The 14,758-nt window shown below is 61.8% G+C and carries 17 protein-coding genes; 11 read left to right on the forward strand and 6 right to left on the reverse strand.

Going from position 1 to position 14,758, the window contains the following annotated elements:
• Positions 1-71: 71 nt before the first annotated feature.
• The 5 genes from LMTR21_RS17835 (at position 72) to LMTR21_RS17855 (ending at position 4,059) form a co-directional block, all read left to right on the forward strand.
• Entirely contained in the window at positions 72-482 is a 411-nt protein-coding gene (locus LMTR21_RS17835; protein WP_141688495.1) for a hypothetical protein, read from the forward strand.
• Positions 483-685: 203 nt separating this feature from the next.
• The gene (locus LMTR21_RS17845; RefSeq protein ID WP_065755170.1) at positions 686-1,348 is read left to right on the forward strand and encodes an SOS response-associated peptidase; all 663 of its coding nucleotides are present in this window, start codon (positions 686-688) and stop codon (positions 1,346-1,348) included.
• 128 nt (positions 1,349-1,476) lie between these two features.
• A complete protein-coding gene (locus LMTR21_RS17850) occupies positions 1,477-3,456 on the forward strand; it encodes an ATP-binding protein (protein ID WP_187399365.1) in 1,980 nt (659 codons plus the stop codon).
• 56 nt (positions 3,457-3,512) lie between these two features.
• Positions 3,513-3,752, forward strand: coding sequence for a thermonuclease family protein (locus LMTR21_RS41830; protein WP_430642561.1), 240 nt, complete (start codon positions 3,513-3,515; stop codon positions 3,750-3,752).
• Complete coding sequence (locus LMTR21_RS17855; RefSeq protein ID WP_430642562.1) at positions 3,718-4,059, forward strand: thermonuclease family protein; 342 nt, start codon at positions 3,718-3,720, stop codon at positions 4,057-4,059. Before LMTR21_RS41830 ends, LMTR21_RS17855 begins: the two co-directional genes overlap by 35 nt.
• Before the next feature lie 128 nt (positions 4,060-4,187).
• Here the strand turns inward: LMTR21_RS17855 and LMTR21_RS17860 are convergent, their stop codons facing one another.
• From LMTR21_RS17860 to LMTR21_RS17870, 3 genes are all read right to left on the reverse strand, one after another.
• Entirely contained in the window at positions 4,188-4,463 is a 276-nt protein-coding gene (locus LMTR21_RS17860) for a hypothetical protein (RefSeq protein ID WP_065755168.1), read from the reverse strand.
• A gap of 64 nt (positions 4,464-4,527) precedes the next feature.
• Positions 4,528-5,490: a hypothetical protein gene (locus LMTR21_RS17865; protein WP_065755167.1), complete on the reverse strand. Its 963-nt coding sequence runs from the start codon at positions 5,488-5,490 to the stop codon at positions 4,528-4,530.
• A 78-nt stretch (positions 5,491-5,568) separates the two neighbouring features.
• Complete coding sequence (locus tag LMTR21_RS17870; RefSeq protein WP_065755166.1) at positions 5,569-6,936, reverse strand: tyrosine-type recombinase/integrase; 1,368 nt, start codon at positions 6,934-6,936, stop codon at positions 5,569-5,571.
• A gap of 430 nt (positions 6,937-7,366) precedes the next feature.
• Here LMTR21_RS17870 and LMTR21_RS17875 point away from each other — a divergent pair, with 430 nt between their 5' ends.
• From LMTR21_RS17875 to LMTR21_RS17900, 6 genes are all read left to right on the forward strand, one after another.
• Positions 7,367-7,609, forward strand: coding sequence for a type II toxin-antitoxin system RelE family toxin (locus tag LMTR21_RS17875; protein ID WP_065755164.1), 243 nt, complete (start codon positions 7,367-7,369; stop codon positions 7,607-7,609).
• A gap of 7 nt (positions 7,610-7,616) precedes the next feature.
• Positions 7,617-8,027, forward strand: coding sequence for a helix-turn-helix transcriptional regulator (locus LMTR21_RS17880; protein ID WP_065755163.1), 411 nt, complete (start codon positions 7,617-7,619; stop codon positions 8,025-8,027).
• Between the two features lie 119 nt (positions 8,028-8,146).
• Positions 8,147-8,395, forward strand: a complete 249-nt coding sequence (locus LMTR21_RS17885; protein WP_065755162.1) for a hypothetical protein — start codon at positions 8,147-8,149, stop codon at positions 8,393-8,395.
• A gap of 223 nt (positions 8,396-8,618) precedes the next feature.
• Complete coding sequence (gene guaB, locus LMTR21_RS17890) at positions 8,619-10,109, forward strand: IMP dehydrogenase (RefSeq protein WP_065755161.1); 1,491 nt, start codon at positions 8,619-8,621, stop codon at positions 10,107-10,109.
• 236 nt (positions 10,110-10,345) lie between these two features.
• On the forward strand, positions 10,346-11,368 hold the full coding sequence (locus LMTR21_RS17895; protein ID WP_065755160.1) for an NADP-dependent oxidoreductase: 1,023 nt from the start codon (positions 10,346-10,348) through the stop codon (positions 11,366-11,368).
• Positions 11,369-11,476: 108 nt separating this feature from the next.
• A complete protein-coding gene (locus LMTR21_RS17900; protein ID WP_065755159.1) occupies positions 11,477-11,752 on the forward strand; it encodes a hypothetical protein in 276 nt (91 codons plus the stop codon).
• A 6-nt stretch (positions 11,753-11,758) separates the two neighbouring features.
• On the opposite strand, the gene LMTR21_RS17905 is transcribed toward LMTR21_RS17900, so the two are convergent.
• The 3 genes from LMTR21_RS17905 to LMTR21_RS17915 all read right to left on the reverse strand — a co-directional run bounded on the left by LMTR21_RS17905 (position 11,759) and on the right by LMTR21_RS17915 (position 14,640).
• A complete protein-coding gene (locus LMTR21_RS17905) occupies positions 11,759-12,598 on the reverse strand; it encodes a metallophosphoesterase family protein (protein WP_065755158.1) in 840 nt (279 codons plus the stop codon).
• Between the two features lie 202 nt (positions 12,599-12,800).
• Complete coding sequence (locus LMTR21_RS17910; protein ID WP_065755157.1) at positions 12,801-13,769, reverse strand: dienelactone hydrolase family protein; 969 nt, start codon at positions 13,767-13,769, stop codon at positions 12,801-12,803.
• A 178-nt stretch (positions 13,770-13,947) separates the two neighbouring features.
• Complete coding sequence (locus tag LMTR21_RS17915) at positions 13,948-14,640, reverse strand: acriflavin resistance protein (protein ID WP_246175660.1); 693 nt, start codon at positions 14,638-14,640, stop codon at positions 13,948-13,950.
• Positions 14,641-14,758 lie beyond the last annotated feature (118 nt).

Raw genomic sequence — 14,758 nt, forward strand, 5'->3', positions numbered from 1 at the left:
ATTGGCGCAATCATTAGGGTATGTCCACGCTAACCCGCCGCCGCGACTCTGACGCCTCACAAGAAAGCTGGTTGGTCTACTACGGCGATGTCCGGGTTGGCTGCATCGGACGGCGCACCGGCAATCCAGTCGATACCGACCCGTGGCAATGGAGCTGCGGCTTCTATCCGGGATCAAGCCCTGGCGAGTGTACCGCCGGCACCGCCGCGACATTCGATCAAGCGCGCAACGCATTCATGGCGGCCTGGGCCGTGTTCCTGTCCAAGCGGACGGATGCTGATTTCGAGGAATGGCGGCGACAGCGCGATTGGACCACGCGGAAATATGCCATGTGGGAGTGCGGCGAAAAGTTGCCCACACAACTGCCGAACACGATGATGAAGTGCCCTTGCGGCCGGACCTTCGACAGCCACGATCCGGGAGGGAGCTACGTCCATCGCGAGCACATTTATGCCGCTCAGCGGACGGCGGCGGCCGGATGAAGTGCACATTGTGCGAGGACTGCGGCTGGGTCTGCGAAAATCACCCGGACAGGCCATGGGAAGGCGAGCACGCCTGCACTTGCGGCGGCGCTGGCGCGCCATGCCCGCGCTGCAATCCGAGCAATAAGGGCCATCCACCGCGACCGCCGAAGGGCTTCAGGACCGAATTCGACAAGAAGGGCTGGCGGCATTAGGTTTCACGAATGTGCAATCTGTACAGCATCACCACCAACCAAGAAGCCGTCCGCGCGCTCTTCCGTGTGATTAACCGCTACGTCGGCAACCTGCCGCCAATGCCAGGCGTATTTCCGGATTACCCGGCTCCGGTCATTCGCAACAGCGACACAGGCAGCGAGCTGGTCTTGATGAGGTGGGGCATGCCGCCACCGCCGCGTATCGGTGGGCCGCCGGTCACCAACATCCGCAACACGTCATCGCCGCACTGGCGCGGATGGCTCAAGCCGGAGAACAGGTGCTTGGTGCCCGCCAACAGCTTCGCCGAGTATGCGCCAGAGCCGAACCCGGAGACAAAAAAGAAAGACGTGGTGTGGTTCGCGCTCAGCCAGGATCGGCCGCTGTTCGCCTTCGCTGGCATCTGGACGACGTTCAACGGTGACAGGGGCACGAAGTCGAAGCCGATCCCCGGCCCGCATCAAGTCTATGGCTTCCTGACGACGGCGCCGAACGCCGTGGTCGAGCCGATCCACCCCAAGGCAATGCCGGTGATCTTGACCACCGACGAGGAGCGCGACGTCTGGATGCGCGCGCCGTGGGATGAGGCCAAGGCTTTGCAGCGGCCATTGCCAGATGGTGCGCTCAAGATCGTAATGCGTGGTGAAGATAAGGAAGATCGCGCCGCAGCATAAAACCCATGAAATGGGTCCGGATTGTCCAGCCGCATAGGATAGCCGTTTGCCCAATTGAAAATTCGGCAGATTTGTGGAACGACTACAGGTTGTTTAGTCGTCTATTTCATTTCGAAAAGAGCAGGTCCTTGCAAGAAATCCTCGTACAAGTCGAAAACGATCACATAGAACGGGTCACCAGCGCCAAGCCGATCGTCGCGCTTTCTGAACTGATTTGGAATGCATACGACGCCGACGCTTCCAGAGTTTCCGTGAATTTTCAGGGCGACGCCCTCACGAAGCTTTCGCTTATACAAGTCGAGGATGATGGCGACGGAATTCCTCACGATCGGGTAGACGGTTTTTTTCAGTCGCTAGGAGGGTCTTGGAAGCGGAAAGGAATGAAGACGAAGCGGGGGCGCTTCATTCATGGCGAGCGAGGACAGGGTCGCTTTAAAGCCTTTGCGCTTGGCGCAAGCGTAACATGGATTTCGAGTGCAAGCGGCGGACGCTACTCAATTTCCGGACATCGCTCTAACCTCAAGAAATTTACGATATCCGACATTTTTCCAACAGCAGCGCATGGATGCACTGTGGAGATCAGTGAAATCCAGAAGGATTTCGAGATAAGGGGCGAACATGGATTTGGCGATCAGATCAGGGATGTTTTCGCGCTCCAACTTTACGAGGACCCCAGCTTTGAGATTTTTTATGACGGCGAACGCATTGACGCACGCGAGGCAATCCGGGATGTAACACCCTATGACGTTACTGCCGCCCTAGAAAATGGCGCAACGATCTCCGGAAAACTGGAAATCGTAGAATGGCGTAAGCGGGTCGAGCGCAAGCTGATGCTTTGCCTCCCGGGCCGATTTAGCTTCCACGTTATGGCACCCGGCATTCACGCCCGCGGGTTTGATTTTACGGCCTACCTGACCGCCGACTTGTTTCAAGAAATGGCTGACGAAAACACCGAGGGGCTGGTCGAACTCAATCCATCTGCAAACGCGCTGATCGATGCCGCCAAGACCAAGCTGCGCGAGCATTTTCGCGGCAAAGAGGCCGAACGATCGCGTAGCAAAATTCAGGAATGGAAAGACGCGAAGATTTACCCATATGGCGACGATACAATAGCCAATCCGATCGAGCGGAACGAGCGCCAAGTTTTCGATGTGGTAGCTCTGAACCTTGCCGACTACAGCAATGACTTTGAGAAGGCACCGCAGAAGCAGCAGCAGCTCATTCTTCAACTAGTCAAGGCGGCTATCGAAACTGGCCCATCCGCACTTCCTGCCATCCTAGAAAAGGTTATCGATCTTCCCAAAGAAAAGCAGGATGAACTCGCCGAGTTATTGCGGAAGACGACGCTGACGGCAGTCATCAATGCTGCGCGAGCTGTCACCGACCGTCTCGATTTTTTGAAGGCTCTGCAAATTCTCGTTTTCAACCCGCAGTCAAAGCGACAACTTCTCGAGCGCTCACAGCTCCATCGCATTATCGCCGAGGAAACTTGGATTTTCGGTGAAGAATTTAACCTGATGAACGACGATGAAGACCTGTCTGCTGTTCTGCGCAGCCATCTCAAGTTGCTTGGGCGCGATCGAACCGAGCTATCTCCCGAGCCCGTGCTCGACACCGAAGGTAAGCCCGCCATAGTCGATCTCATGCTTTCGTGCCGTATGCCGACACCAACCGACTACGAGCGCAAACACCTCGTGGTGGAGCTCAAAAGACCCAGCCAGCCCATCAACGAAGACATCATCTCGCAGGTAAAGAAGTACGCAAAGGCTGTGGCCTCAGATGACCGCTTCAAAGCCCCTGGTGTGGAATGGGATTTCGTTGCGGTGTCGAATGGCTTGACCCGTGATGCCGAGATTGAAACACGGCAAACGGGCAAACCGCGTGGGTTAGTTGCCGAGTACGACGATCCAAAGGTCCGGGTTTGGGTGAAAACTTGGGGCCAGATTATTTCCGAAGCCGAAGGACGGCTCACCTTCTACAAGCGGCGACTAGAATACAAAGCCAACGATATGGAGGCGCTGCGGTATCTAAGGACGGTCAATCCCAATTACCTGAGTGAAGAAGTGAAGGCGAAGATTGCGTCGCTTGATCGTGAGGACCTGACTTAACTGGGGAGCACCGAAGCGATATGTCTGATCAGAAAGATGAGTGACAGGATGATCATTTGGATTTGTGCCTGACGGCCTTCCGATATTGCGCCGCCACCTTGCTGTCGTTCGTTGCGTGTACCAGCGCAGCCTTGACTGCCGACCTCACCGGCAAGGCCAGCGTCATGGACGGCGACACGCTCGCAATCCACGGCACCCGCATCCGGCTGTCGGGCATCGACGCGCCGGAGAGCACGCAAATTCTGCCGGGGCGACGACAGCTTGTCATATCGCTGCGGGGCCAAGGCGGCGAATGATCTGGATGCCCTCATCGCGCGCCGGCCGGTGATCTGCGTCCCCATGTCGCTGGATCAATACGGGCGCACGGTGGCGACGTGCTCGGTTGGTGGTATTGACCTTGCGGACTGGCTCGTCCGCAACGGCTATGCACTCGATTGGCCGCGCTACTCGGGTGGCAAGTACGGCGATGCGCAGCGCGAGGCCGAGCGGGCCGGGCGCGGCATATGGGCGGGGTCTTACGTTGCGCGCTGGCTCTATCGTGCCTGCATCCGGGCGGGCGGGAGGCCGGGCGGCTGCTCGGATGACGCGAACGTGCATCCATGATTGGTCAACCAGTGCCGACATTCGGTCGCTCACGTCTTGGCCGCCAATAACGTGAAGAAGATCAAGCTGCACCGCGTAGGCCCCGTCGACCGCCGCTGCAATGGCGAGGGCCAGAAAGGCCACCGGCATCACACACCTCGGTCGAGCAATTCGGCCTGGGCCTTGGCGAGCGGTCCCGGCCAGGTCGCGCCCCGCGACAGCTTCAAGGCCTTCGGCGGCTGCTCAAGATCGCAATGGCTCGGCCACCAGCGTTCGATCCATTTGCAGAAGATGCAGCCCCATGCACGGCCCTCGGCCGCCGCGATCGAGGCGCGATAGGAGATCGTTTCGTCGGCATAGCCGCCGAGCAGCGCGTTCAACAGCTGGTCGATCGCGAGCAGCACTGTGAGGACGTAGCGCGTCATGGTGCAACCATAACGCAAAAGGCCGCCACAAGGGCGGCCCTCGCTTGACAAAATGTTAGCGGCGCTATCGCGTGCCGCGCCCGACCATGAGCAGAATGCCGCCGACCTGGGGCAGAAGGGCGAGCAGCACCAGGCGCAGCATCGCGAAGTCATCCGCGCTCGGCTTGATCACGCCACCGCTCAACCAGGCAACGATCCTGGTCGCGGCCTCGATCTGCGGGTCGGCCGCTTCCTGGACGCCACGCATGGCGAGGTCGAGGGCGTGACGGCGTTCGTTGACGGTCTCTTCCCGCTGCCGGCAGTTCTTGCCGACACCGCCGGCGCATTCCCGATCGCGTGACGCCATTGCGTCACTGAGCGCCGCTTGCGCCGTCGTCACGGCCGGCGTGACGCGTGACGCGCGCGCGGCCGTCACGTCCGTGATGTTCACCGAGGCGAAGCCGATGCCGGCGTTCACGGCAAAGGCGAAGGTCATCGCCCAAATGGCCCAACCCGCCAGCGCTGTGCCGCGCTGGTGCGCTTGCCAGAGCGAGGCGGCACAAGAGGGCGCCGCGAGCGCAACGAGATCAGCGGCCACGCCAATGGCTAGGAACAGCCATCCGGCGATTTCGCTCGAACCGAGCGACCTGGCGAACCATCCGTTCATGGTGATCCCGACGCCGGCCAGGGCAAACGATGCGACGACCAGGGCGATCGAGGCAACCGGCCGGCGTGGCGGCCTTTCGCTGGTTTCGCCGTTGGCGATCGTGGCGATTGACTCGCGTGACGGCGTGACGCGTGACGTCACGGCCGGCGTGACGGGCTCGGCCTCCGGCGCCGTGACGGCCACGGGCTCGGCCGGCGCGGGCTCGGGTGCCGTGACAGCTGGAACCGGCGCGGCCTTGCGCTCGGCCGGCGCAGCCTCGGTCTTCTGCCGCTTGCGCTCGCGGTACGCCTTGGCGCGCTGGGCCGGCGTCATCGGTGCCTTGGCCGCCGGGCGAGGGCATTGATGCAGGGGAATGATTGATGCAGTGTGGTCTTCAGCCATTGGAACCGTGCTCCTATTCGGTTTCGGTGGTTAGACGCGGGCAGTGGGTCCGAACCGCTGCCCGTGTCGTTTCTCGCGTCAGGCCGCTTGCCTAAATGGGGTGACGTTCGATGCTGGCGGCGGCGTGTCGATCACCGCGCGCAAGGCCTTCTCAAGCGCAAGCTCCAAGTCCCGCCGCTTCTCGTGGAAGTCGTCGCCCTTGTCGTCGTGCACGATGAAGTCGTCGGCATAGCCGCTGGTGGTCTTGTGCTCTTCGTCGCTCTGGTGGTCGAGGATGAAGGCGATCTCTTCCAGCGAGTAGCCGAAGCCCTTGGCGCGCAGCAGGCTCGCCGCAGTGCGGCGCAGCGCGTGCGGCGTGATCTGCTTGGCCGGGCTGCCCTTCCAGCCGAGCCATTCCATGATACCGACCTTGTTCTCACAGCCGGTCATCAGAGACGACAACGACGCGCGCACGTAGTGCTCGCTCGGGTTCTGGCCCGGGAAGAGCCATTCGCCGTCATGCGATGCCAGCGCGGCCTTGACGATCTCGACCGCAAGGCTGTTGAGCGGCACAACCATGTAGCGGATTTTCTTGACGGTGCCGGGATGGATCACGACGCGCGGATCGTCGCCGTCAAGATCGACGACATCGGCGCGGCGCATGTTGAGAACTTCCTTCGGCCGCAGCGCCGTGCACAGGATCAGTTGCAGCGCGCGCTTCGCGTGATCGGTGCCGGGGCACTCCGGATTGTTGAGCGCGTGCCAGAATTCGCCGACCGGCTCGCCCTTCAATCGCTTCTGCACGCGTGCCTCTTTCTTGCGGCGCTTGGTGAAATCGTTGAACCAACTCGTCGCAAAGTACGGCTTGCGCGTTTTCGGGTTCGTCGTCTCCATCGCCCATCGGCACATCGCAAACAGGTTCTGCCGCGTGCGGTTCGACGACGATGGCGATTTGATCGTGTCGAGGACCGCGCCGATGTCATCCTTCGTCAGCGATGAAGCGGCGCGGCCAGCGAAGAATTCCCGAGGCCGCTTCAGGAAGCTTTGGGTATGCTCCCACGTGCGCAGGCGCGGCTCGACGACAACTTCGCCCGGGCGGTTCGAGACCGGCTTGCTGATCTCTTCCTTGCAGTACTCGACATAAATCTCGGCCAGTTCGTCGAAGGTGATGCCGCCGCTGGTCTCGCGCACGACGCCAGCCAACAGGCCAGCCTCAACCTTGCTGCGATTGACGGAAACCCACTGCCGGGCGATCTCGACGGTGAAGCCGGTCGGATGGAATTCGCCGACCTTATGCGTGCGCTGCTTGGCGACCTGCTTGTCGTAGTACTTGAGCATGAACGTCGCGCCGCCCGAGGCGGCAATGCTGGCGTACAGGCCTTTGCAGCGGTTGTCGTAAACCTTGGTTTGCTTCGTCACCTTCTGCTGACAGACAGCGTCCGTCAGCGCTTCTTTCACTCGCGCCATGCGCCTTGCTCCTATTTGAGAGGCGAGTAGGGCTCAGCCCTAAAAGAGGCTGTCCGAACCTACTCGGCGAAGTCAGCCTCTTCAGGAGCTTGCGAGGAAGGCCCTTAAAAACAAGGGTTTCTGCGATGCCGCTGAGAAAGACTGAGTTTCAGCGCGTCCATAATATGTCTTCCATGAACAGGGCGGTAGCGACGATCAGCGGGATCAGGCGTTGCTTGTCCATCGTATCAGGGGGATTCGGAAAAGAGAGGCAGGCGAGGGCGCTGTATCATCCCCCTGCGGCACAAGCCATTGCGGATCCGGGCAAACCAGCTAAATCCTACGTGACAGCGCTTTTGATCGATGTGCGATGCGACAATTGCGGAGGAGAGGTATATCGCATTATGCGAAATTTCTTGATTTTTGTATCGCAATATGCGATGGATGTGGCGTGAAAGAGATTGAGTTTACCTCTGCCGCAGTCCGCCAATGGCGTAAACTCACCGCCACTACCCGCGCGCAGATTGATCTCAAATTAAAAGCGTTCGCGGAAACGGGGATCGGCGACGTGAAGGCGCTCAAGGGATCGTCGGGTATGCGGTTGCGATCCGGTGACTGGCGGGTTTTGTTCACGATCAAGGGCAATACCATCACGATCCACGCTGTCGGGCACCGCCGCGAAATTTACGAGTGAGGAGACCATGGCAAAGGCCGGTACCGTAAAGAGCAACGTTCAATTCATTCATACGCCGGGTGGCGACGATCTCGCCGTGCTGCCGCGTAGCGAATATAATCGGCTGGTCACGCTAGCCGCTGAGGCTCAGGAGGATGCCGCCGCGAGCCGGATCGTCCGCAATTCCACTCGGGCTCTTAGGGAAGGGCGGGAGGTCGTGCTGCCCAAGGCCGTCGTTGATCGTCTCGCAAATGGTGCAAACGCGGTGCGCGTCCTCCGCGAGTGGCGCAACATGCTTCAAGGTGAATTGGCGGTAGCGGTCGGGATCAGCCAGAACTACCTGTCGGAAATTGAAAATGGTCGGCGGAAGGGACCCGCCGAATTGCAAAAGAAGTTTGCTCGCGCGCTTGGCGTGCCGATCGACCTTCTGATTGACTAGGTCGGCATCGTGCTGGGTTCGTTGGTTCGCTGACAGGCTTCAGCTATTGTCCAGGCCGGATCAGCACCTAAATCCTGCGTGACGCTGGTATGCACGCGCCAGACGCCGGAGGTCCTTAAATGATCTACGTTCTCGCCGCCTTGTTGCCGCCGCTCGGGTTGCTCCTGAATGGGCAGCCGCTTTCGGCGATCTTCAACCTGGTCCTGATCGTGTTCTGCCTGATTTTCGGGCTGATTTTCCACGTCCTGCTGCTGGTGCCCTCGGCGCATGCCCTGATCGCGGTCCACATGAAGCGGGGGGACCGCCGGCACCGCGAGGTCGTGGAGGCGATCCGCCAGCACGGCCCGCCGCCGGGCTACCGGCCTTAAAAGGTGTGCCCTAAGCCCTTGCGCTAAGCCATTGGGATTACGGCATTTCCCGAAAAGCCTGTGCATAGCAGTCAAACGCTTTGATTCGGCGTGCTGCCATGCTATCGACCACCGTCAACCCCACCGATGGGCTCCGATTCGACGGCGATGCCGGTAGCATCGCCGAGGGCGGCGTTCATCCATAAGAACTGATCGCGGCGAGTGCCGCCGAAAGGAGTTGGCAATGGCGCAGGGACTTCAGGCTATCCGTGAAGCCTTTACGTTCGACGATGTGCTTCTCAAGCCCGGTCTCTCGGATATCCTGCCCTCCGAGGCCGATATCCGCTCCCACGTCACCCGCGCGATCCCGCTGAACATTCCGATCATCGCGTCCGCGATGGATACGGTGACCGAAGCGCGGATGGCGATCGCGATGGCGCAGGCTGGCGGCATCGGCGTCATTCACCGCAATTTCGATCCCGAAGGGCAGGCCGCCCAGGTGCGGCAGGTCAAGAAGTACGAATCCGGAATGGTGGTCAATCCGCTGACCATCGGCCCCGACGCGATGCTGTCGGATGCGCTGGCGCTGATGAAGGATCACGGCTTCTCCGGCATTCCCGTTGTCACCGGCGCCGGCAAGAATTCGCCCGGCAAGCTCATCGGCATTCTCACCAACCGCGACGTCCGCTTTGCCACCGACCCCAAGCAGAAGGTGTCGGAGCTGATGACGCATGAAAACCTCGTCACGGTGCGCGAAGGCGTCAGCCAGGACGAGGCGAAGCGGATGCTGCACAAGCACCGCATCGAGAAGCTTTTGGTCGTCGACGATCAGTATCGCTGCGTCGGCCTGATCACCGTCAAGGACATGGAAAAGGCGGTCGCGCATCCGCTCGCCAGCAAGGACGCGCATGGCCGTCTGCGCGTCGCCGCGGCAACCACCGTCGGCGAGGGCGGCTATGAGCGCACCGAGCGGCTGATCGATGCCGGCGTCGACTTGATTGTGGTCGACACCGCGCACGGTCATTCCTCCCGCGTGCTGGAAGCGGTCAACCGCATCAAGCGGCTCTCCAATGCCGTGCAGGTGATCGCCGGCAATATCGCCACGCAAGAGGGCGCGCAGGCGCTGATCGATGCGGGGGCGGATGCGATCAAGGTCGGCATCGGCCCGGGCTCGATCTGCACCACGCGCATCGTCGCCGGTGTCGGCGTGCCGCAGCTCACCGCGATCATGGACGCGGTTCAGGCTGCCAAGAAAGCAAATGTGTCCGTCATCGCCGACGGCGGCATCAAATATTCCGGCGACCTGGCCAAGGCGCTAGCCGCCGGCGCCGATATTGCGATGGTCGGCTCGCTGCTCGCCGGCACCGACGAAACGCCCGGCGAAGTGTTTTTGTGGCAGGGCCGCTCCTACAAGGCCTATCGCGGCATGGGCTCGGTCGGCGCGATGGCGCGCGGCTCGGCCGACCGCTACTTCCAGCAGGACATCAAGGACACGCTCAAGCTGGTGCCCGAGGGCATCGAGGGCCAGGTGCCGTATAAGGGCCCGGTCGGCAACGTCATGCACCAGCTCGCCGGCGGCCTGCGCGCCGCGATGGGCTATGTCGGCGCCCGCAACCTCGCCGAATTCCACGAGAAGGCCCAGTTCGTCCGCATTACCGGCGCAGGCCTGCGCGAAAGCCACGTCCACGACGTGACGATCACGCGTGAGAGCCCGAACTATCCGGGCGGGGTGTAGTTCTCGCCATTCGCGGTCATTCCGGGATGGTCCGAAGGACCAGACCCGGAATCTCGAGATTCCGGGTTCGGTCCTGCGGACCGCCCCGGAATGACGGCGTCGGACGAGACGTCATTCTCCCTCAGCCGCCATTGCGAGCGCAGCGAAGCAATCCATTTCACAGCTTGCGGAGCTGTGGATTGCTTCGCTAGGCTCGCAATGACGAGTTTCAACAACAAGAACCGGAGGAAAATCAAATGTCCCAGGGCAAACGCATCGTTCTCGCCTCTCGCCCGGTCGGCGAGCCAAAACCCTCCGACTTCCGCCTTGAAGATTGCCCGGTCCCCACACCCGGCGCCGGCGAAGTCCTCCTGCGCACCATCTGGCTTTCTCTCGATCCCTACATGCGCGGCCGCATGAGCGATGGGCCGTCCTATGCGCAGCCGGTGCCGATCGACGGCGTGATGGAAGGCGGCACCGTCAGCGAGGTGATCGCCTCGAACAATCCCGCCTTCGCCAAGGGCGACATCGTGCTGTCACGCGCCGGCTGGCAGACGCATGCGATTTCCGACGGCAAGGGCCTGGCGAAAATCGACCCGAAGATCGCGCCGATCTCGACTGCGGTGGGCGTGCTCGGCATGCCCGGCATGACCGCCTATACGGGCCTGCTCGATATCGGCAAGCCGCAGGCCGGCGAGACCGTCGTGGTCGCGGCCGCTTCCGGCGCGGTCGGCTCGGCGGTCGGCCAGATCGCGAAGATCAAGGGCGCGCGCGCGATCGGGATTGCCGGCGGCAAGGACAAGTGCGCCTATGTCAAGAACGAGCTCGGCTTCGACGATTGCCTCGATCACCGCGATCCGGATCTGGCGGCAAAACTGAAGGACGCGTGCCCGAAGGGTATCGACGTCTATTTCGAGAACGTCGGCGGCGCGGTGTTCGAGGCGGTGTTTCCGCTGCTGAACGCCTTTGCGCGCGTTCCCGTCTGCGGCCTGATCGCGCACTACAACGATACGCAAGCCGTGGCGCCGAAATGGGCGGCGGCAATGATGCGCAACGTATTGACCAAGCGGCTCACCATCCGCGGCTTCATCGTCAGCGATTTCGCTGCCCGTCACGCCGACTTCCTGCGCGACATGTCGGGTTGGGTGCGCGAGAGCAAGGTCAAGCACAAGGAGTTCGTCACCGAAGGCCTCGACAGCGCGCCGGCCGCGTTCATGGGTCTGTTGAAGGGCGCCAATTTCGGCAAGCAACTCGTGCGCGTCGGGCCCGATAAGGCCTGAAGTGAGCCGTGGGGAACACGCAAAGTGAGCCTCACGGTCACTTGAGGCGAATAGGGGAACGGCTCTTCGTAAGCATCGTTTGGCTTTGACATCCAATGGAGAAGCCAAATGATGAACTGCAAGAAACTATCGCTCGGCCTGGTTGCCGGCACGGTGCTGGCCACTCCGGTGATGGCTCAAGAGGTCTATCGGGAACCGGGCGTGATGGGATTCAACTACCCGAACTCCAGCTATACGACTGGAGGATACGGTGTAAGAGCCGCGCCCGGACCGGGCTACTATTACGGTAACCGGTTTCATCCGGCCCCGCGCGTCGGCGCATTTGCAACCGCACCCTGGGATGACGGGTCCTCCTCCTATGGCATCGTGGAGCGCCAGTGGTGATGCGTTCTAGGACTTCCTGTCAAACAGCGAATCCACGTCGATATCGGTGTGTCCCGGCGCTCTGACGTGGCGGACCTCAAGGGCGTCGGGCTGGAATCGATACTCCACCAGCCCGACTTCCTTGGTGCCGATCACGGGTTGAATTCGATCGGGAAGGATGAAGCCGGTTGATGGCGCCCAGACGTGGCGCGTGTGCCGATAAGTGAAATCGCGGCGCTGATGAACGTGGCCTGAGGCGACCAGCCGCAAATCGATCGCAGAGAACAACTCGATCAGGCTTCTGCGCCGCGGTTGCGGCACATAGCGGATCGCCGTTTCCTCTGTCTCGGGATCGTCGGGCGCGCTCAGAAACAACGGCTTGTGCAGGAACAGCGCGACGGGTCTGCCGTTGATGCGGCCAAGCTCCGAGGCCAGCCAGCCGAACTGCTCGGCCTCGCTCTCGATCCCTGTATTCATGATCAGCGAGTTCAGTCCGATAAAGCACCAGCCGGCCGCATCGAAACGCCAGCGGTCTTCGCCGATCACGGATAGATATTTCTGCCGCTCTTCTTCGGTTGCCGGCTGCTTCGGCGCGGCGCCGATCTCCGTCGGGTTGTCGCCAATATCGTGATTGCCCGGCAAATGACGGCAGGGGACCGGCAGCCCGTCGTGCAGTTCCTTTGCGAATTTCAGATCGTCCGGGCTGGTCGGCCCGTCGAAGGAGATATCGCCGGTGTTGATCACGAGATCGGGGCGCGCCGTGTCGATATGCTCGCTGACGCGATGAAAATTGTCGGTGAGTTTGGCGAAGCGGGCGGCGCGGGAAAGGTGGGTATCGGAAATTTGCGTCAGGCGAAATTCGGTCATGCAGCATCCCTTTCGGTCCGATCATAGCCGGACCTGAAGTCGGAACGATGACGCCACCCTCAATCGTCGTACCCCGCGAAAGCGGTGTACCCAATACGCCGTGGCCTCTCGATTCAAGCGCTGGCGTCTCTGGGATACTGGATCATCCGCATTCGCGGATGATGACAGCTGTTTGTGTGGCGCAACGCGAGGCGCATCTCGCTCACCCCAGCGTCCTTCGCCAGAACGCCAGCATGTCCGCCTTGAACAGCTCGGCATCGCCGTCGCGGCTGCCGATGCGGGCGCCTTTGCGGCCGTAGCCGGCCTTCAGCGCATAGACCATCAGGTCGCGGTCGGTCAGCTGGCTGTCGGCGACGCCATGAAGCGGATGGATGAAGGCGCCGTCATTGGCGATGTAGATCGTCGGCGCGGCGGGGGAGACGGAAGCGTCGGGAACGTTCTCGATCGCAGTGCCGCGGTCAAAGCTGTGCTGCGCGCCGCCGATCAGCCGCATCGTCACTCTTCCGCCGGACAGGCGGATGGCCTGGCAGTGCCCCTGCACCTGCATCGGCGAGCACCATTCATCGGCATCGCCCATGATGACGCGGATCTCGGTCTCGTCGACGGATGGGTCGAGGAATTGGTGCCCGCTCCAGGGATAGGCGGCGAGCACGCTGCGAAAGCCGGCGCCGGCGCCGACCACCGCATCGGCAAAGCGGCGCGTCGCCGCCGTCAGCACGGCCGAGCCGCCGCGGCTGTGGCCCTGCGCGCCGATACGCGATGTATCGATTTCGGGATGGGTTGCGAGCACTTTCCAGGCTGCGAGCACGTCATAGGCGCTGGCTGCGAATGAGAACTGGGTCTGGTTGGCGACGGTGGACGTCACGTCGCGCGCGCCAAACCCGTCGAGCACAAACGCCGCAAAGCCGTCATTGGACACGGTTTCGGCATGCGCCAGATGCGAGGGCGCTACGCCAAGGCTGCCCGGCACCACGATCACCAGCGGCCATTTTCCGTCGGCTTTCCGGCGATCCGAGGCCGGCAGGAACAGCTTGCCGTCGATGATCAGCTTCGGCAGGTCGGAGGCGTTGCTGATGACGTGGAAGTAATTGACTGGATTAGCTGTCGGAATTTCGAAATTCTGCCCTTTGGCGCCGTTGGCGAAGACAATGTCCTGATCGCGAAATCGCAAAGTTACACTCCTCCTGCGGCTGCTCTTGGTGTGGTAGCCGTCGGGGATAGAGTAAAGCCCTGGTTGTTCCCGTCAAAGCAAATGTGCCCGGCGGTTTTGCGGCGGCTTGTTTCTCGATGTGAACGGGCAGCGACGCCGCACCATCTGCATGGTGGCGGGCACACCTGGTGCGCATGCGTCAGAGCACGCGGTAGCGAATCGCGAAGGCGTCGTGGACTTCGGTCTTCACCGCGTCGCCGTTGACGGGCACGATGCCGTCGGCCAGATGCCACGGCCCGAACTGTGGCTGATACGAGGGGCTTGCCGGCAGCCGCAGCCGGAATGTGCTGTGGAGCTGACCCGGCAGGTTCAGCACCATCGTGCGCTCGGTGGTGCGATAATCGAGCGTCACCGTGCCGCGCAAGATGCTGCGGCCGTCGGCGGCGGCGGCCAGCGCCTCCTGAATCTTGGCCAGTTTCTGGTTACGGTCGGTCAGCAATTCGATCTGGATATCGGCGGCGGTGGTCAGCGCCGCCTTCGGCAGGCGGATTTCGAATTCCACCGCAGGCTTTGCCGGATTGAGGCCGAGATAGGCCTGCGCCGCGTGCCTCATGTCCGAGACCACGAAGGCGAGCAGGACCAGCACCGCGGAAGCCGCCAGCCCGTGCTTGATGAGGTCGTGGCGGCTGCGGTGGCCGCTGCGGAAATAGACTGACAGCACGATCGCGACCGCCAGCGCCGCGGCGATGCCGGCCAGCGCTGACATCACGATGCCGAGGCCGCCATCGGGCCCATCGCTGAAGCCTGCGGCGTGGAGCAGGGAGCTCACGGAGTAGCCGGGCAGCTCGGCGGCGCGGCCGGCGCCGGTCAGGATCGGGGAGGTGATGTTCATCGCCAGCTCGCGGGGGTGCTTGAAGGCCGGTTTGTGATCAGAACTTTTGCAATTCTCGATAGTTGGTCGCCGGGGCTCTCCTTGCGGTTCAACGGAGCCCGTTAAGTGGATTTGTCAG

Origin of the sequence: Bradyrhizobium paxllaeri (assembly GCF_001693515.2) — a bacterium.
Lineage (GTDB): Bacteria > Pseudomonadota > Alphaproteobacteria > Rhizobiales > Xanthobacteraceae > Bradyrhizobium > Bradyrhizobium paxllaeri.